Raw genomic sequence first — 16,828 nt, 5'->3', positions numbered from 1 at the left:
TGATGTCGAGATTCTCTGAGTCGAGGCAACGTGGCTCTGGGTGCCACCGCACTCACTCAAGGTGGGTGAGATCGGCCTCCGTGTCGATGTCGTACGGCCGGGCCACGTCCCCGCACTCGACGAGCCTGATCGCCTCCTCCCGCTCCTTCAGATAGGCGCGTGCCCCTCGATCGCCGGTCGCAGTCGCCGCGACGCCCGCCCAGTGGGCGGCGCCGAAGAGCACGGGATGGCCGCGTACGCCGTCGTAGGCGGCCGAGACGAGCGACGTCTCGCCCTCGTACGCGGCGAGCACGCGCGCCACCGCCTCCGGTCCGATACCGGGCTGGTCGACGAGCGAGACGAGCGCCGCCCTCGCCTCCGTGCCGGCGAGCGAGTCGAGTCCGGCGCGCAGGGAGGAGCCCATCCCCTCGGACCAGTCCGGGTTCTCCACCAGGACGCAAGTGCCGAGCTCCGCCTGCTCCCGTACGGCGGCGGCCCGCGCGCCCAGCACCACGTGCACGCGGGCGCAGCCGGCCGCGCGCAGCACCGCGACGGCGTGCTCGACGAGGGGGCGGCCGCGATGCCGGAGCAGCGCCTTGGGGCGTCCGCCGAGCCGTCGGCCACCTCCGGCGGCGAGCAGCAGACCGGCGACGAGGGGGGCTTGTTTCTCCGTCATACGTCCTGCATACCTGACGCCGGCGGAGCCGCCGCGCCACCTTGGGCTGAATTTCGGTCCGCACGGTGGCGCGCCCGGCGACGGTGGCGTTTACTGACCCGCGTCCCCGGCGCCCGACCACCGTCAGGGGGGCTCGACGGGGGATGCGTACCGCTGGCGCACAACGGCGTGCGAGGGGGAGTGCTTTGTTGCGGAGCTTGGGGCAGAGGCCGGTGACGGGCAGCGACGAGGATCTGAGGGTGGTGGAACTGCGGACGGCGGTGTCCCGCCTGCGCCGCGAACTCGCCGCGCATCCGGCCGAGTTCTCCGACCGCGGTATCGCCGAGGACGAACTCGCCGCGCTCGCCGCGATGACGATCGACGGCGCCCCCGAGATCCCGCGTCTGCGCCGGTCGTTGCTGTTGATCGCCGGGGCGATCGGGTCGGTGAGCGCGCTCGCCAGGGGGCTGTCGGACGTACGTGACGCGGTGGACCTGTTCGGGGAGCCACCGCGCCGCTGACCCGCCGTCGGGGCCTGCTCAGATGTCGACGACCAGTTCGTACCCGCCGCTCTGCATGTCCTCGCACAGGGCGTGGACGACGTCGAAGCGCTTGCCGAACTCGGCGGAGCCCTGCCAGGCCCGCAGCGAATCGAGATCCTTCCAGGCGGCGAAGGACACGAAGGAGTTCGGGTTCCGCAGGTCCCGGATCAGACGGGCTCCGAGGAACCCCTCGTTCGTCTCCTTGGTCCAGGTGAGGAACTCCCGCCAACGGTCGACGAACTCGTCGGCGTTCCCCTCTTTGACCTGCCACTTCCCCGAGGACCAGTGCTTGCTCTCCTGCAGCATGGTGGACACCTCGCTCCGCTGCCGGTCCCCCTGCTTCCAGGCTAGCCCCGGGTCCGCCCCGCGTCCGGTGCGGACCCGGGGCTGAGCCTCGCCGGGGCTAAACCGTCGGCCCGGAGCTCGCCAGTGCCTCCGACAGCTCCGACGCCACCTGCTGGAGCACGGGCACGATCTTGTCCGTCGCGGCCTCCGTGACCCGTCCCGCGGGCCCCGAGATCGAGATGGCGGCGGCGGTGGGGGAGTCGGGCACGGAGACGGCGAGGCAGCGGACGCCGATCTCCTGCTCGTTGTCGTCGACCGCGTAGCCGGCCCGGCGTACGTCCGCCAGGGCGGCCAGGAAGCCCTCCGGCGTGGTGATCGTCTTCTCCGTCGCGGCGGGCATGCCGGTACGGGACAGCAGCGCGCGCACCTCGTGGTCCGGGGTGTTCGCGAGCAGCGCCTTGCCCACCCCCGTGGAGTGCGGGAGCACGCGCCGGCCCACCTCGGTGAACATGCGCATCGAGTGCTTGGACGGCACCTGGGCGACATAGACGATCTCGTCGCCGTCGAGCAGAGCCATGTTGGCGGTCTCGCCGGTCTCCTCGACCAGCCGGGCCAGGTAGGGCCGGGCCCAGGTGCCCAGCAGCCGGGACGCGGACTCGCCGAGGCGGATCAGACGCGGGCCGAGGGCGTAGCGGCGGTTGGGCTGCTGGCGGACGTATCCGCACGCCACGAGCGTGCGCATGAGGCGGTGGATGGTGGGCAGCGGCAGCCCGCTGCTGGCGGACAGCTCGCTCAGGCCGACCTCGCCGCCGGCGTCCGCCATCCGCTCCAGCAGGTCGAAGGCGCGCTCGAGGGACTGGACGCCGCCACTGTTGTTGGCTTTGGCGGCGTCGGTGGTGCTGGCGTTGGACGTCGGCACGGCGCGTTCCTTTCGGGACCGGTGGGAAGGGCAGAAGCCTACCCGCCAGTCGGTTGACTCCCCGCTTGTGCGTAGCTACGTTCTGCTTGGCGAAATTGTAATTCCACTTTGTGGAAACGTACAGAGAGTGCGAGACGGGTGCACTGTGGAGAAGTGTGCCCTTGACGGCGCGGGAACGGGAGTGAAGACTCCTTCAACAGAAAGTTGAATTCCACTCCACGGAAGTCAACGGCGGCAGAGAGGGGTCCGGGTGTCCGACGCTGAACTGGTGCTGCGCTCGACGCGGGTCATCACCCCGGAGGGGACACGGGCCGCCTCGGTCCTGGTCGCCGCCGGCAAGATCACGGCCGTACTCGGGTACGACGCCGAAGTCCCGTCCGGTGCCCGGCTGGAGGACCTCGGCGACGACGTCCTGCTGCCCGGCCTGGTCGACACGCATGTGCACGTCAACGACCCGGGCCGTACCGAGTGGGAGGGCTTCTGGACCGCCACCCGCGCCGCGGCGGCCGGCGGTATCACCACCCTCGTCGACATGCCGCTCAACTCCCTCCCGCCGACCACGACGGTCGACAACCTGCGCACCAAGCAGGACGTGGCCCGCGCGAAGGCACACATCGACGTCGGCTTCTGGGGCGGCGCCCTGCCCGACAACGTCAAGGACCTGCGCCCGCTGCACGAGTCCGGCGTCTTCGGCTTCAAGGCCTTCCTGTCGCCCTCCGGCGTGGACGAGTTCCCGCACCTCGACCAGGACCGGCTGGCCCAGTCCCTGGCGGAGATCACCTCCTTCGGCGGCCTGCTGATCGTGCACGCCGAGGACCCCCACCACCTCGACGCCGCCCCGCAGCAGGGCGGCCCCAGGTATGCCGACTTCCTGGCCTCGCGCCCGCGCGACGCGGAGGACACGGCGATCGCCCAGCTGATCGCCCAGGCGAAACGCCTCCACGCGCGCGTGCACGTCCTGCACCTGTCGTCCAGCGACGCGCTGCCGCTGATCGCCGAGGCCAAGCGGGAGGGCGTACGGATCACCGTCGAGACCTGCCCGCACTACCTCACCCTCACCGCCGAGGAAGTCCCCGACGGCGCCAGCGAGTTCAAGTGCTGCCCGCCGATCCGCGAGTCGGCCAACCAGGACCTGCTGTGGCAGGCGCTGGCCGACGGCATGATCGACTGCGTGGTGACCGACCACTCGCCGTCCACGGCCGACCTGAAGACCGACGACTTCGCCACGGCCTGGGGCGGCATCTCCGGACTCCAGCTCAGCCTGGCGGCCGTGTGGACGGAGGCCCGCAGGCGCGGTCACGGCCTGGAGGACGTGGTCCGCTGGATGTCCGCGCGGACGGCCGAACTGGTCGGGCTCGACGACCGCAAGGGCGCCATCGCGGCGGGCCGGGACGCCGACTTCGCCGTCCTCGCGCCCGACGAGACGTTCACCGTGGACCCGGCCGCCCTCCAGCACCGCAACCGCGTGACGGCGTACGCGGGCAAGACCCTGCACGGCGTCGTGAAGTCCACCTGGCTGCGCGGCGAACGCATCGTCGCGGCCGGCGAGTTCACCGACCCGAAGGGGCAGCTCCTCACCCGCGCCGCCCACTGACCTCCCGCATCCGCACCGGCCGACTCCAGAAAGGCAGACCCACCACCGTGACGGCGATACCCAGCTTCACCGGCGACGCGAACCCCTACGGAGGCGGCGACCCGTACGCGGACTACCGCACCGCCGACTTCCCGTTCACCCAGTACGCCAACCTCGCCGACCGCCGACTGGGCGCCGGTGTCATCGCCGCCAACGACGAGTTCTTCGCCCAGCGCGAGAACCTGCTGGTGCCCGAGCCGGCCGAGTTCGACCCCGAGCACTTCGGCCACAAGGGCAAGATCATGGACGGCTGGGAGACCCGCCGGCGGCGCGGCGCCTCCGCCGAGCACCCGTGGCCGACCGCCGAGGACCACGACTGGGCGCTGGTCCGCCTCGGCGCGCCCGGCGTGATCCGCGGGATCGTCGTCGACACGGCCCACTTCCGCGGCAACTACCCGCAGGCCGTGTCCGTCGAGGGCACCTCCGTGCCCGGCTCGCCGTCGCCGCAGGAACTGCTGGCGGACGACGTGAAGTGGACGACGCTGGTGCCGCGCACGCCGGTCGGCGGGCACGCGGCGAACGGTTTCGCCATCGCCGTCGAGCAGCGCTTCACCCACCTGCGGGTCAACCAGCACCCCGACGGAGGCATCGCGCGCCTGCGCGTGTACGGCCAGGTCGTACCCGACCCCGCGTGGCTGTCGGTGCTGGGCACCTTCGACGTGGTCGCCCTGGAGAACGGCGGACAGGCCGAGGACGCCTCCAACCTGTTCTACTCGCCCGCCTCGAACACCATCCAGCCGGGCCGCTCCCGCAAGATGGACGACGGCTGGGAGACGCGTCGACGCCGCGACCAGGGCAACGACTGGATCCGCTACCAGCTGGTGGCGCAGTCCCAGATCCGGGCGATCGAGATCGACACGGCATACCTGAAGGGCAACAGCGCCGGCTGGGCCTCCGTCTCGGTGAAGGACGCCGACGACAGCGGGGCCGGTGAGTGGACGGAGATCCTGCCGCGCACCCGCCTCCAGCCCGACACCAACCACCGCTTCGTCCTGCCGACCCCGGCGGTGGGCACGCACGCGCGCGTGGACATCTTCCCGGACGGCGGCATCTCCCGCCTGCGGCTGCACGGCTCGCTGACGGAGCAGGGAGCGGCGGGCCTGGCGGCCCGGCACCAGGAGCTGGGCGGCTGACGGGCCCGGCCCGCTGAACCCGTGGGGCGCGCCGGCCGGAAAGCACCGGCGCGCCCCACGTCCTGTCACGCGGCGTGCCCGCCGTCCACCGCGAACTCGGTGCCCGTCACGTAGTCCGCCCCGGCCAGGTAAGCGACCGTCGACGCCACCTCGTCGGCGGTGCCGAAGCGGCCCAGCGCGGTCATCGCCGCCTGGCCGGCCGCGTACGGGCCGTCCGCCGGGTTCATGTCGGTGTCGATGGGACCGGGGTGGACGATGTTCGCCGTGATGCCGCGCGACCCCAGCTCGCGCGCCAGGGCCTTCGTCAGGCCGATCAGGGCCGACTTGCTGGTCGCGTAGAGGGTCCCGCCGGGGCCTGGCACCCGCTGGGCCATACAGCTGCCGATCGTGATGATCCGGCCCCCGGCGGTCATGCGGGCGGCCGCCGCCTGGGAGGCCAGGAAGACGCCCCGGATGTTCACCGCGAGGACCCGGTCCACATCGGTGAGCGCCAGCCCTTCCAGCGGGCCCAGCACGCCGAGGCCGGCGTTGTTCACCAGCACGTCCAGGCCGCCCAGCGCCTCAGCGGTACGCTCCACCGCGCCCGCCGCCTCGTCCGCGTCGGCGGAGTCCGCCCGCAGGGCCACGGCCCGCCGGCCCAGCGCCTCCACCGCCCGTACGACCTCCTCGGCCGCCTCCTTGCCGTTCACGTAGGTCACGGCGACGTCCGCGCCCTCCCGCGCGAGCCGCAGGGCCGTCGCCGCGCCGATGCCGCGACTGCCGCCGGTGACCAGGGCCACCTTGCCGCGCAGGGTTCCGTGAGTGTCTGTCGTGGTCGCGTAGGTCGTTGTCATGTGTCCATCCCAGCGCCGCGCGAGCGCGAGTGCTGGCGGTGAACGGACGCCGAGGTCCGGGGGCGAAACCCGGTGGAGCTCCCGGCGACGAGTTGCGGGTGCCGGTGGGGTCTGAGGTGATGACAGCAGACCTCACCCCGGAAAAGAGGCACCTCTCATGGGCAAGCTCGTTTCCACCCTCTTCGTCACGCTCGACGGTGTCTACCAGGCGCCCGGCGGTCCGCAGGAGGACACCCGCGGCGGCTTCGAGCACGGCGGCTGGAGCTTTCGGTACGCCGACGACGACTTCGGCGGGTTCATGAACGACGTCTTCGGGCGCCCGGGCGCCTTCCTCCTCGGACGCCGTACGTACGACATCTTCGCGGCGTACTGGCCCAAGGTGACCGATCCCGCGGACCCGGTCGCCACCAAGCTGAACGCGCTGCCGAAGTACGTGCCCTCCGCGACCCTGGCGGACCCCGGGTGGGCCGGCACCACCGTGATCGGCGGTGATCTGACCAAGGAGGTCACCGCCCTCAAGGAGCGCACCGACGGCGAGCTCCAGGTGCACGGCAGCGGCGCCCTCGTCAGGTCACTGCTGGACCTCGGCCTCGTCGACACCCTGCATCTGCTGACGTTCCCGGTCGTGCTCGGCACGGGCCACCGGCTGTTCACCGAGGGGGCGGTGCCCACCGCGTTCCGGCACACCGGCGGCAGCGTCACGAGTACCGGCGTCGCCATCAACTCGTACGACCGGGCGGGCCGCCCCGAGTACGGCTCGTTCGCACTGCCGGAGGATGCCTGACCCGCCGTACCTCGCCTCACCCCGCGTCCGACATCTGTGGGGGGTACGCGGGGCGAGGAGCCGGGTGTCCGGGAGACCGCCGACGGAGGCTGGAGGTCCGGCTGAACGCGGACCGGACCTCCAGCTGATCGCGCGGTTCCGTGGTGCGACCTCGGGTCAGGGGCTCAGCAGCCGTAGTTGACCAGGTCGAAGGACTCGTAGTGGTCGGCCGTGTAGTAGTCCTCCTGGTTCTCCTCGCCGGTGACGATGCGGCGAGCTCCGCGCGTGGAGGAGCCAGGAGTGATGACGGTGTACTCGTGGTAGTACCCGGCCGACTGGCTGGGCAGGATGCCTTCCCGGTTCTGGAAGACCGTGCCGTCCTGCGAGTACGGGTAGGGGCCACCCTGCTCGATCAGGTCGAGCGTGTCGTGTGCCTGGGAGGGCAGGTCGCTGTAGCAGATGCTGCCGACCGCGGCGGCCGCCGGCGTGGCGGTGACGGTGCCGCCGACGAGCAGGGCGGACAGGACGGCGGCCGCGGCGCCGATGCGGGTGATTCGTGGGGGGAATCTCATGCCCCCATGATGACGCGCGTAGACGCTGGCATGTCAATGACAACCTCGTAGATTTTCCCGTCAAGTCCGATGAGTTTTCGGGAAGTTAACCTGGCGCCCGACAGCTCCATGAGGCCTGCACGACCGGGGTGACCACGGCAGGCCCCACTGCCCCGCCCCTAGAGCGGGTTGATGCTGTACAGCGGAAAATACGAGCTGATCCTCCCCTGCGCGTAGTCCTCGGCCAGCTGCGGCACCTGGTCGAAGTCGTACAGCGCGGTCGAACCCTTCGGGGCCATCCAGCCGCTGGACTCCTGGAAGTCCCGGATCTCCGGGGAGTCGGGCAAACGCCAGACATGGGTGTTGACGTGGATGTGGCGGCTGATGCACTCGGCGCCGCGCAGGTGGGACAGGCGCATGCCCGCCTTCCAGCCGCAGGTGGTGATGACGCCCTCACGGGCGAGGGACTTCACCGTCGCCTCGTACAGCGGCTCGCCGATGTTGTCCACGAAGATCGCGACCCCGCGGCCGTCGCTGAGCTCGTCGGTCAGTTCCAGAAAGTCGGCCAGGGAGCGGCGGTGGCGGGCGAGACGCTCGCGGTCCGCGCCCGCCTGCCGCGGGGACAGGGACAGGTCGGGGAAGAGACGGCGGTCCACCGCCTCGATGCCGTTCTCCCGCAGGAACGCGAGGCGCTCGTCGGAGCCCGCGGTCATCGCCACCCGGAACCCCGCCCGCCTGGCCAGCAGCAGCTCGGCGAACGCCACGCCCCCGCCCCAGCCGAACACCAGATGCTCGGCGGGATCGTCGTCGCCCACCTGGGTCCGCCAGCAGCCGAGCGCTTTGTGCCAGTTGTCCCAGGCCGTGAAGTACCTGCCGTACGTGGCCCACTGGGGCAGCGTGTAGGACGTGTCCGCCGGGATCGGCAGCAGCAGACGCATGTCCATCTTCGACCGCTTCGCCAGCAGCCCGATGGTGTGCGGGGCGTCATAGGCGTACGCCAGCTCGGCGTAGCCGTAGCGGTCGAGCAGACCGAACGGCAGGAGCAGGCACAGGTCGCCCTCGCGGACCGTGGCCTCACGGCCGCCGGCGTTGACCTGGAGGACGCGCACCACGCCCAGGTTGCCGAGGACCACGGCGTCCTCGCCGCGGCTGCCGCACACGTCGATGGGCGAACGGGCCAGCGCGTGGTCGATGTTGGCCTCCCAGGAGCCGAGGATCGGCTCCACCAGGGCCTCACCCTCCTCCAGCGGGCCGAAGGTGAACGGGCCACGGCGCAGTGCGTCCGCCTGGCCGGCCTGTGTGCCGGCCACCGAACCAGAGTGAAGCACCCAGGCTTCTGGCGAGTAGATGACAACCTCCTGTGGTCATGTGCGATCTCGCTGTACGGCTGTCGCCCGGTCAGGCGGCGGTCGGTATCCGGTAGCTCACCGAGACCCCGCCCCACGCCTCGCCGGCGCCATAGGCGACGGCTCCCAGACGGCCCTCGGCGGGCAGCGACCCCGTGCCCAGCTCGTCGGCGAGGGCCAGCGGGATCGAGGCGGACGAGGTGTTGCCGAAATGCTCGATCCGGTTCACGAAGGGCACCCCGAGCTCCGAGGTGAAGGTCCGGATCTGCTCCAGGATGCGTCCGTTCGCCTGATGGCCGACCAGGACGGAAGGCGCCGGGTCATGGGCGAACAGCTGCCGCGCCGTGTCCGTCATACGGCGCACCGCGCGGTCGTACACCTGGGCCCCGTCGAGACGAATGCCCCCGGCGCCGGTCTCCCGCATGAGCTGCTCCTGGGCGCCGTCGCCCCCGGCGACGTGCACGAACCGGGGGAACCGCGCGCGGTCCTCCAGCAGGACCGCGGCGGCGCCGTCCGCGAACAGGCACGCGGTCTGCCGGTCCGAGCGGTCCACCATCCTCGACATGGCCTCGACCGTGCACACCAGGGCGGACCTCGTCTGCCCGGCGTCGATCAGGGACAGCCCGTTGACGAGCCCGTAGACGAAGCCGCAGCAGGCCGCGTTCATGTCGAACGCCAGCACCGAGGACGGCAGCCCGGCGCGTTCCGCCACCTTCTGGGCGATGGCCGGGACGCGCTGCCGCACGGAGGTGCTGACGACGATCAGGGCACCGATGGCCGAGGGGTCAGCGGCCCGGCCGACCAGCGGCGCGCACGCCTCGGCCGCCACGTCGGCGAGCTCCACCCCGTCCGGGAACCAGGTACGCGAGGCGATACCGCTGCGCCGCCTGATCCACTCGTCGGTGAGGCCGATCGACTCGAAGTGCGCATTCTCCACCACATCGTCCGACTTGGCGGCGTGGAGGTCGACGATGCCCGCGCTCATGCCTTCGCCAGGGTGACGAAGTAGGAGCTGAACTCGTACAGGAAGGCGAAGCCCGCCGTCTCCTTCAGGTCGGCCTTGACCCGCAGTTCCCGCTCCAGCAACTGGGTCAGCTCGACGACGTCCAGCGAGTCGAGGTCGAGGTCGGCCACCGGCCGGTCGAGGTCCTCGTGGGTCAGGGACGGGTCACGCACCTGGAGCTTGGCCAGCATGACGTCCGTGATGCGGCGTTCGATGTCGTTCATGTCTCTCTTCCTGGTACTTCCCGGAACCGGGGTGGCTTGCGAAGGGTGCGCGGACGGACCTAAGCGGCCGTCAACCGGTACAGCACGTCACCGGACTTGAGGATCGTGCCGGCGGCCGCCGACTGCTCGGCGATACGACCGCCGCGCTCGGCCACGATCTCCGTGCTCGCCTTGTCCGTCTCGACAATGGCGATCACGTCTCCCCGTTCGACCCGGTCACCGACACCGGCGACCCACTCGACGAGCAACGCCTCACCGAGCCCGTGTCCGAAGGAGGGGACGTGCATGTCCACGTGCTCGGCGCTCATTTCGTCATCTCCAGAACCTCGTTCATGATCTGTCGCACGCTGATCAGGTAGTCGTCCTCGAAGTCGGCCGGCGGATAGGCGCGGCGGTCCGGGGCCAGCCGCCGGACCGGGCCCTTGAGCAGGTGGAATCCGTCCTCGGCCACCGACGCCGCCACCTCGCCCCCGATGCCCGCGTACTTCGCCGCCTCGTGCACGATCAGCAGCCGGCCGGTGCGGGCGACGGACCTCAGCACCGTGTCCAGATCGACGGGAGCCACCCAGCGCAGGTCCACCACCTCGACGTCCACGTCGGGGCTGAGCGCCCGCGCGGCCTCCAGCACCTCGTTGGTGACCGCCCCGAAGGTGGCCACGGTCACGTCCGAGCCCCGCCGGACGACCCGGGCCGCGGTCGGCGCCGACGCCGGCTCGGCGCTCCTCTCGGGCAGGTTCCGCCGCCAGTACAGCCGGATGGGCTCGTACATCACCACGGGCGAACCGAGCCCCGTCGCGTGCCGCAGGATCTGGTCCGCGTCCTCGCCCGTGGAGGGGCAGGCGACCGAGATGCCCGGCGCCCTGGCGAACAGCGCCTCGTTGGACTCGCTGTGGTGCTCGACCCCGCGGATCCCGCCGCCGGACGGAATCCGCACCACCAGACTCGGTTCGACCTGTCCGTTCCAGCGCTGGCCGATCCGGGCCGCCTGCGTCACCAACTGGTTGACCGCCGGGTAGACGAAGCCGTCGAACTGGATCTCGCAGACGGGAACCAGACCGCTGATGGCCATGCCGACGGCCTGGCCGACGATGGTGGACTCCGCCAGCACGGAGTCGCGCACCCGGTCCCCGCCGAAGCGCTGCCGCAGGCCCCGGGTGACCCGGAACACGCCTCCCAGACGCCCGATGTCCTCCCCGATCAGGACCACTCTCGGGTCGTGCTCCAGCAGGTCGGCAAGGGTCGCGTTGATCGTCTCCGCAAGACTCGCGGGCCGTCCCGGGCTCATCACGTGTACCTCTTCATCAGCTGCTGCCGTATCTCCCGCACATCCGCCTCGACGGTGCGAAGCCACTCGGAATCCACCACGCCCGCCCCGGTCAGCCGTGCCACGTAGGACTCCACCGGGTCGGCCGCCGCCGTCCGCTCGATGTCCTCGCGGTCGCGGTACAACTCCTGGGCGTCCGACGTCGAATGGCCGTTGACGCGCCCCACCTTCATCTCGATCAGGTACGGCGCTTTCGCCTCGCGCACCCGGGCGGCCGCCCGAGCGCACTCGGCGTAGACCAGGTCGGGGTCCTGGCCCTGGATCAGCGACGACTCGATGCCGAAGCCCCGGGCCCGCTCGGCCACCGACGTGCGCATCTGCTCGGCGGCGGGCTTGGAGATCGCCCAGCCGTTGTTCTGGCAGACGAACAGCACGGAGGCGGACTCGACGGCGGCCAGGTTCATGGCCTCCGACATGTCGCCCTCACTGGTCGCGCCGTCGCCGACGTACACGACGACGAAGTCGTCCCGCCCCCGCAGCCGCCGGCCGATCGAGTAGCCGACGCCGTGCAGCGTCTGGGCCGCCAGCACCAACGTGTACGGGAAGAACCCCCGCAGCCACGGATCCCAGCCGCAGTACGTCCGGCCGGCCCACTGGGCGAGCAGTTCCTCCGGTGCCACGCCCCGGACCAGGGCGACGGCGTGCTCACGGTAACTGGGGAAGATCGCGGGACCGGAGCCCACCGCGAGGGCGGACCCCACCTGCGCCGCCTCCTGGCCCTGGCACGACAGCCACAGATCGAGCGCGCCCTGCTTCTGGAGCTGACGCGCCTCCTCGTCGACCCCTCTGGCCACCAGCATGTGGCGCAGCAGAGACCGTTTCGTGTCGTCGGTGACTTCCTGCTCCGACTCCGTCTTCGGCATGTGTTCGCCCCCGTTTCCCTTCGTACGTTGCGAGTTGTTGCGGTGCTCGATGACGACGGGCCCCGCGGCCGGGTCGGTTCGGGGAACCGGCGGCGGGTGCCCGCGGTAGGCGTCGGCCAGCGCGAACGCCACGTCGAGACAGCGGGCGGGGCCGACGGCGCCGACGTCGACACGGACGCCGCCCGGGTGGGTGCCCAGCGCCCGATGGACCTCCACGAAGCCGCTCACCTCGGCGCGCACCCGTGAGCGCGGCTCCGGACGGCCGCCGTCGACCAGCGGGTCACTCACCCAGCAGACGTCCCCGCCCTCGGCCACGACCCTCTCCACCAGCGCCGGCAGGGTGTCGAGGATCAGGTCGGCGCCCGACCGCACCACCAACGTCAGCCGTCCGGGCTCACGACGGGGGTCGAGGCGGTCCAGCAGCACCGGCACCCGGCCGAGATCGGCGACCGGATCGACCGCGACCACCAGCGAGTTGTCGACCCGCGCGAGACGCCCGTCCGGCACTCCGCCCGCCCACAGCAGATGCCCGTCGGCCGCGTACGAACGACCCGGGCGGCCGGCCGGGGAACAGGACGCCGCGCGCTCCGGAACACCGGCCTCGTACGCCACGAAGCACTCGCCCGCGCCGAGCCCACGGGTGTCGACCCCGCACGCCCCCAGGAAGGCGAGCGAACGCCCGATCTCGGCCGCCAGCGCACGCAGCGCCCCGTCCCCCGGCCCGGCCGCGACCTCTCGCAGCCAGGCCCGCACTTGGTGCGCGTCGGTGAACCCGCCCGCGGAGAAGGCGCGTACGAGATTCATCGCCACCGCCACCCGCTCGTGGCCCGCCCGCACACCGCGCCCGCCCGGGCCGCCCTCGGACCGGGCCCGGCCCGCCGAACCCCCCGCCGAACTCCCCACCGTCCAGCCGACCTTGACGACCGGCAGTCCGGCGGCGTAGCCCAGCACCAGCGCCATCCGTGACAACACGGTCAGCCGGTCGGTGACCGACGCCTCGGTCAGGGGCTCCGGGGCGTGGCCGCCCGCCAGGACCAGGAGCTCCTCGCCGCGGGCCACGGCCGCCGTACGGCGACGCAGCGACTCGCACTCCGCGGCGACGACGGTCGGCGCTGCCCCGTCCTCCCGTACGGCGTCGCGGGCGTGCGGGAACGGCCGGACCGGCGGCCCCGCCAGGCCCCTCACCGGCTCCGCGTCGACGGATGCGTTCATCACTCCCGAATCCCCTGCCCTCGTCCGTGCCGGCTCCCGGTTACGGCCGCTCGATGGAGAGCGCGTGCGAGAAGACGTTCCGCGGATCCCAGTGCGCCTTGATCCGCTGCAACCGGCCGTAGTTGTCGCCGTAGTAGAGGGTCGACCAGGGCACACCGGAGGTGTTCAGGGCCGGGTCGGCGAGATCGGGGTCGGGCCAGTTGATGTACGACCCGTCGGTCCACTCGTCGGACACCGGCACCCCGCCCGTCCCCGCGAACAGGTCGGCGTAGAACGCCCGGATCCACGCCAGGTGCTTGTCGTCCTCCGCCGGGTCGTTCCAGGACGTGACGGCCGACATCTGCATCACGGAGTCCCGCTGCGGGAGCGCGGTGTCCGAGGGGTCCGGCACGTTCATCCGGCCACCCCAGGTGGTGATCATGATCCCGGAGGCGGGATGGCCGTACGACCCGTCCGTCAGGCACCGGAAGACCGTCTTCAGCTGCTCGTCACGCAACGACCTGCGCAGATACGCGGCCTTGATCTTCGTGCGCAGCTTCGACGGCTCCAGGCCGAACGCCTCGGCGGCGTCCGGCACGTTCACCACCTTGTACAGCCAGGGCTCGTCCTGCCTGACCGAGAACGACGGCTCCGGCAGACCGGCCGTGACCTCGCTCAGGTAAGCCTCCAGCACCTCCTCGCTGCCGGGCACCGAGGGGTCCAGACGGCCCATCAGGATCATCGTCCCGGCCGACTGCTGAAGCACCGCGATCTCCCCGTGCAGCGCGGCCGTCGGCGTGCCCGGAGCGCTGTTGCGCTCGCACCAGCCCATGAAGTTCCGCAGGAACAGCGAGAAGGACTCCTCGTCGAACTTCGACCACTCCCACCCCACCTGGGCGGCCACATAGCGGGTCGGCCGCCGCGGCAGCAGCGTCGCGGGGTCGTCGCCCCCGGCGTCCGGGTCACGGAACCAGAACCGGGTGACGACGCCGAAGTTCCCTCCGCCGCCCCCGGTGTGCGCCCACCACAGATCGCGGTGCGGATCGTCCTCCTCCCGCGTCGCGATCACGGACCGGGCCGTACCGTCCTCGTCCACCACCACGACCTCGACGGCGAACAGATGGTCGGAGATATGGCCGTACAGCCGGGACAGCACACCGTTGCCACCGCCTGTCACATGGCCGCCCAGGCCCACCTCCGGGCAGGTGCCACCGGGCAGGGTGACCCCCCAGCCCAGGTCCAGGACCTCGTACAGCCGGCCCAGGGTCACCCCGGCCTCCGCCGCGAAGGCCCGCATCCGCGGGTCGTAGTACACCGCGTCCAGCCGTGAGAGGTCGATGACGACCTGGACCTCCGGATCGTCGACGAGGCCCTCCGCGCAGTGCCCCCCGCTGCGCACCGCGATACGCCGGCCGTCCCGGACCGCGGCCGACACGACGTCCGCGACCTGCCCGGTGTCGTGCACGACGACCACGCTCTCGGGCGCGCCGATGAAACGACGGTTGTAGCCGCGCATCCGGAAGTCGGCGTAGCGCGGATCACTGGCGGTCACCTCGACCGGACCCGGCTTCGGCACCGAAGGGACGGCCGGCGGTATGCCGGACCCGTCCTGGACGACCGAGCCGCGCGAAGACTGAACCATTTCCCTGAAGCCCCTAATCTGATGGTCGTAACTGATCAAACCTGGTTAAAACGAGCCAAACCCGGTTGCAGCGAGGAACCGGCAGCCCGGCCGGTGCCGGGCACGCCCCACTCAGCCCCAGTGCTCGGCGACGAGCTTCTCCAGCTCCGCCGGGTCACGGACCAGGCTCGGACGCTCCACGCCGTCCTCGATGGTCACGACGTAGTTGGCGGTGAGCATGATCTGGCCGCGGTCCGTGACCCGCCTGCGACGGCGGACCAGGACGTCCTGGTGAATGGTGTTGAGTTCGGAGAGCCTGCCCCAGGCCGACATCTCGTGGACCCGCATCGTGAACCGGTACGCGATCCGCCAGTCCTTGTTCCGCGTCCGGTACTGGAGGATGTGGTACTCGCCCTCCTGGATCAGCCGGAACCCGATCCCCTCCTGCACCGCGGGCTCCGCCGAGAAGGGCAACGGGTCCAGGATGCAGACGCCGCCGTTGCCGACGTCCACCAGCCAGTCCTCGCCGTCCAGGGTCACCACCATCACCGCGTGCTCGACATCGGGCCCCCACTTGCCCGACGGCAGCAGGATGCCCGCGGCCAGCAGCTTCACCTCGAAGCCCAGCTCCCTCAGCAACCGGTCGAAAAGGAAGTTCAGATCGGTGCAGATACCGCCCCGCCGCCCCACGACGATCGTCTCGAACAGCGCGTCCAGGTCGAAGTCCAGGAAGTTCGTCGTCTGGACGTAACCGTTGTCGTAGTACAGCGTCAACTGGTGCTTGCGGTGCAGCTCCCGCAGGGTCGCCAGGGAGGCGTCGGGGGTACCGCTGAACCCGATGAGCTCCAGATACCGCTCTTTGTCGAACACGTTCGCTCTCCTTCTTCTCTGTTCCGGTCCACCGGGGCGGACCACACGGACCTCAGGCGGCGGCGGTCGAGGTTCCGTCCATGAGGGCGCACAGCTCCTCGACGATCAGCTGCGGAGTGGGGTACTCGAAGACGAACCCCGGCGGGATACGCAGCCCGGTCAGCGCCGACAGCCGGTTCCTCAGCTCCACCGCGGTCAGCGAGTCGTACCCGATGTCGAACAGCACGGTCTCCGGGCCCACTTCGTCGCCCTCGGCGAAGCCCAGCACCGCCGCGGCGTCACGCAGCACGAGATCGAGCAGGGTCCGCTCCCGCTCCTCGGCGGACATGGCCGCCAGATCCTCCATGAGCCGGCTCGCACCGTCCTTCCCGCCATGGGCGGACGGCCGGGCCACCCGCAGCAGTCCGCGGAACATCAGCGGCATGTGCCCGGGCTCCAACTGCGCCCGCATCGCCTCGAAGTCGAACTTCGCCGGAGCCAGCACCGACTCCTTCGCCCCCAGCGCCACATCGAACAGCTCCATGCCCTCCTGCGGGGTGAAGGCCAGGATGCCCAGCCGGTCGATCCGCTGGAGATCGGCGTCGCCCAGATGCTGCGTCATTTCGGAGTTCTGTCCCCACCAGCCCCAGGCGAGGGAGGTGGCGGGTTGGTGGTGGGTGTGGCGGTGGTGGGCGAGGGCGTCGAGGAAGGCGTTGGCGGCGGCGTAGTTGGCTTGGCCGGGGTTGCCGAGGATGCCGGAGGCGGAGGAGAAGAGGATGAAGTGGGTGAGGTCGTGGTCGTGGGTGAGGTGGTGGAGGTTGAGGGCGGCGTCGATCTTGGGTCGGTAGACGGTGGTGAGGCGTTCGGGGGTGAGGGCGGTGATGATGCCGTCGTCGACGACGCCGGCGGTGTGGATGACGGCGGTGAGGGGATGCGCGTTGGGGATGGTGGTGAGGAGGTGGGCGAGGGCGTCGTGGTCGGCGGCGTCGCAGGCGGTGATGCGGACGTTGGCGCCGAGGGCGGTGAGTTCGGTGTGGAGGGTGTCGGCGTCTGGTGCGTCGGGTCCGCGGCGGCTGGTGAGGAGGAGGTGGCGGGCGCCGTGGTGGGTGATGAG

Annotated in this window: 18 protein-coding genes; 4 read left to right on the top strand and 14 right to left on the bottom strand. The window is 71.1% G+C overall.

Features of this window, described 5'->3' with window-relative positions:
* Nucleotides 1–52 precede the first annotated feature (52 nt).
* Nucleotides 53–655 (bottom strand): NTP transferase domain-containing protein, encoded by a 603-nt coding sequence (locus ACFU95_RS28240; RefSeq protein ID WP_383832688.1) that lies wholly within the window; start codon nucleotides 653–655, stop codon nucleotides 53–55.
* A 212-nt stretch (nucleotides 656–867) separates the two neighbouring features.
* Between ACFU95_RS28240 and ACFU95_RS28235 the strand changes: the two genes are divergently transcribed.
* A complete protein-coding gene (locus tag ACFU95_RS28235; RefSeq protein ID WP_383832686.1) occupies nucleotides 868–1,155 on the top strand; it encodes a DUF5955 family protein in 288 nt (95 codons plus the stop codon).
* 18 nt (nucleotides 1,156–1,173) lie between these two features.
* Here the strand turns inward: ACFU95_RS28235 and ACFU95_RS28230 are convergent, their stop codons facing one another.
* Nucleotides 1,174–1,482 carry an antibiotic biosynthesis monooxygenase family protein gene (locus tag ACFU95_RS28230; RefSeq protein ID WP_383832684.1) on the bottom strand — a complete coding sequence of 103 codons (309 nt, stop codon included), beginning with the start codon at nucleotides 1,480–1,482 and terminating at the stop codon, nucleotides 1,174–1,176.
* Nucleotides 1,483–1,579: 97 nt separating this feature from the next.
* Complete coding sequence (locus tag ACFU95_RS28225) at nucleotides 1,580–2,380, bottom strand: IclR family transcriptional regulator (protein ID WP_383832682.1); 801 nt, start codon at nucleotides 2,378–2,380, stop codon at nucleotides 1,580–1,582.
* Nucleotides 2,381–2,630: 250 nt separating this feature from the next.
* Here ACFU95_RS28225 and allB point away from each other — a divergent pair, with 250 nt between their 5' ends.
* Together allB and alc are read left to right on the top strand one after the other, a co-directional pair.
* On the top strand, nucleotides 2,631–3,974 hold the full coding sequence (allB, locus tag ACFU95_RS28220; RefSeq protein WP_383832680.1) for an allantoinase AllB: 1,344 nt from the start codon (nucleotides 2,631–2,633) through the stop codon (nucleotides 3,972–3,974).
* Nucleotides 3,975–4,021: 47 nt separating this feature from the next.
* Nucleotides 4,022–5,146 carry an allantoicase gene (alc, locus tag ACFU95_RS28215; protein WP_383832678.1) on the top strand — a complete coding sequence of 375 codons (1,125 nt, stop codon included), beginning with the start codon at nucleotides 4,022–4,024 and terminating at the stop codon, nucleotides 5,144–5,146.
* A 65-nt stretch (nucleotides 5,147–5,211) separates the two neighbouring features.
* Here alc and ACFU95_RS28210 read toward each other — a convergent pair whose 3' ends face one another.
* On the bottom strand, nucleotides 5,212–5,979 hold the full coding sequence (locus ACFU95_RS28210) for an SDR family oxidoreductase (RefSeq protein ID WP_383832676.1): 768 nt from the start codon (nucleotides 5,977–5,979) through the stop codon (nucleotides 5,212–5,214).
* 157 nt (nucleotides 5,980–6,136) lie between these two features.
* On the opposite strand from ACFU95_RS28210, the gene ACFU95_RS28205 reads away from it, so the two are divergent.
* Nucleotides 6,137–6,763, top strand: a complete 627-nt coding sequence (locus ACFU95_RS28205; RefSeq protein WP_383832674.1) for a dihydrofolate reductase family protein — start codon at nucleotides 6,137–6,139, stop codon at nucleotides 6,761–6,763.
* A gap of 164 nt (nucleotides 6,764–6,927) precedes the next feature.
* Here ACFU95_RS28205 and ACFU95_RS28200 read toward each other — a convergent pair whose 3' ends face one another.
* The 10 genes from ACFU95_RS28200 to ACFU95_RS28155 form a co-directional block, all read right to left on the bottom strand.
* Nucleotides 6,928–7,314, bottom strand: coding sequence for a ribonuclease domain-containing protein (locus ACFU95_RS28200; protein ID WP_383832672.1), 387 nt, complete (start codon nucleotides 7,312–7,314; stop codon nucleotides 6,928–6,930).
* Nucleotides 7,315–7,472: 158 nt separating this feature from the next.
* Complete coding sequence (locus ACFU95_RS28195) at nucleotides 7,473–8,603, bottom strand: zinc-binding alcohol dehydrogenase family protein (protein ID WP_383832669.1); 1,131 nt, start codon at nucleotides 8,601–8,603, stop codon at nucleotides 7,473–7,475.
* A gap of 88 nt (nucleotides 8,604–8,691) precedes the next feature.
* Nucleotides 8,692–9,624, bottom strand: a complete 933-nt coding sequence (locus ACFU95_RS28190; RefSeq protein ID WP_383832667.1) for a ketoacyl-ACP synthase III — start codon at nucleotides 9,622–9,624, stop codon at nucleotides 8,692–8,694.
* The gene (locus tag ACFU95_RS28185; protein ID WP_383832665.1) at nucleotides 9,621–9,866 is read right to left on the bottom strand and encodes a phosphopantetheine-binding protein; all 246 of its coding nucleotides are present in this window, start codon (nucleotides 9,864–9,866) and stop codon (nucleotides 9,621–9,623) included. Before ACFU95_RS28185 ends, ACFU95_RS28190 begins: the two co-directional genes overlap by 4 nt.
* 59 nt (nucleotides 9,867–9,925) lie before the next feature.
* Complete coding sequence (locus ACFU95_RS28180; protein WP_383832663.1) at nucleotides 9,926–10,174, bottom strand: lipoyl domain-containing protein; 249 nt, start codon at nucleotides 10,172–10,174, stop codon at nucleotides 9,926–9,928.
* On the bottom strand, nucleotides 10,171–11,151 hold the full coding sequence (locus tag ACFU95_RS28175) for an alpha-ketoacid dehydrogenase subunit beta (RefSeq protein WP_383832661.1): 981 nt from the start codon (nucleotides 11,149–11,151) through the stop codon (nucleotides 10,171–10,173). The genes ACFU95_RS28180 and ACFU95_RS28175 overlap by 4 nt, the downstream gene beginning before the upstream one ends.
* Nucleotides 11,151–13,265, bottom strand: coding sequence for a thiamine pyrophosphate-dependent enzyme (locus ACFU95_RS28170; RefSeq protein WP_383832659.1), 2,115 nt, complete (start codon nucleotides 13,263–13,265; stop codon nucleotides 11,151–11,153). Before ACFU95_RS28170 ends, ACFU95_RS28175 begins: the two co-directional genes overlap by 1 nt.
* Nucleotides 13,266–13,305: 40 nt before the next feature.
* Entirely contained in the window at nucleotides 13,306–14,886 is a 1,581-nt protein-coding gene (locus tag ACFU95_RS28165; RefSeq protein WP_383832657.1) for an FAD-binding oxidoreductase, read from the bottom strand.
* Nucleotides 14,887–14,997: 111 nt separating this feature from the next.
* The gene (locus ACFU95_RS28160; RefSeq protein WP_383832655.1) at nucleotides 14,998–15,735 is read right to left on the bottom strand and encodes an arylamine N-acetyltransferase; all 738 of its coding nucleotides are present in this window, start codon (nucleotides 15,733–15,735) and stop codon (nucleotides 14,998–15,000) included.
* A gap of 52 nt (nucleotides 15,736–15,787) precedes the next feature.
* On the bottom strand, nucleotides 15,788–16,828 hold a 1,041-nt coding region (locus ACFU95_RS28155), incomplete at its 5' end, for a beta-ketoacyl reductase (RefSeq protein ID WP_383832653.1).

The sequence above is a fragment of the Streptomyces sp. NPDC057623 genome, from assembly GCF_042800355.1.
In the GTDB taxonomy this organism is placed as follows: domain Bacteria; phylum Actinomycetota; class Actinomycetes; order Streptomycetales; family Streptomycetaceae; genus Streptomyces.
The sequence above is the reverse complement of the archived record's forward strand: the minus strand, read 5'-3'. Positions and strand labels throughout refer to the sequence as shown.

What these genes read in the sequence shown, in the direction of transcription:
- ACFU95_RS28180 (WP_383832663.1), bottom strand. Translation starts at nt 10,174, where the DNA reads ATGAGCGCCGAGCACGTGGACATGCACGTCCCCTCCTTCGGACACGGG.
- ACFU95_RS28170 (WP_383832659.1), bottom strand. Translation starts at nt 13,265, where the DNA reads ATGAACGCATCCGTCGACGCGGAGCCGGTGAGGGGCCTGGCGGGGCCG.
- ACFU95_RS28205 (WP_383832674.1), top strand. Translation starts at nt 6,137, where the DNA reads ATGGGCAAGCTCGTTTCCACCCTCTTCGTCACGCTCGACGGTGTCTAC.
- ACFU95_RS28185 (WP_383832665.1), bottom strand. Translation starts at nt 9,866, where the DNA reads ATGAACGACATCGAACGCCGCATCACGGACGTCATGCTGGCCAAGCTC.
- ACFU95_RS28165 (WP_383832657.1), bottom strand. Translation starts at nt 14,886, where the DNA reads ATGGTTCAGTCTTCGCGCGGCTCGGTCGTCCAGGACGGGTCCGGCATA.
- ACFU95_RS28190 (WP_383832667.1), bottom strand. Translation starts at nt 9,624, where the DNA reads ATGAGCGCGGGCATCGTCGACCTCCACGCCGCCAAGTCGGACGATGTG.
- ACFU95_RS28175 (WP_383832661.1), bottom strand. Translation starts at nt 11,151, where the DNA reads ATGAGCCCGGGACGGCCCGCGAGTCTTGCGGAGACGATCAACGCGACC.
- ACFU95_RS28200 (WP_383832672.1), bottom strand. Translation starts at nt 7,314, where the DNA reads ATGAGATTCCCCCCACGAATCACCCGCATCGGCGCCGCGGCCGCCGTC.
- ACFU95_RS28210 (WP_383832676.1), bottom strand. Translation starts at nt 5,979, where the DNA reads ATGACAACGACCTACGCGACCACGACAGACACTCACGGAACCCTGCGC.
- ACFU95_RS28240 (WP_383832688.1), bottom strand. Translation starts at nt 655, where the DNA reads ATGACGGAGAAACAAGCCCCCCTCGTCGCCGGTCTGCTGCTCGCCGCC.
- ACFU95_RS28230 (WP_383832684.1), bottom strand. Translation starts at nt 1,482, where the DNA reads ATGCTGCAGGAGAGCAAGCACTGGTCCTCGGGGAAGTGGCAGGTCAAA.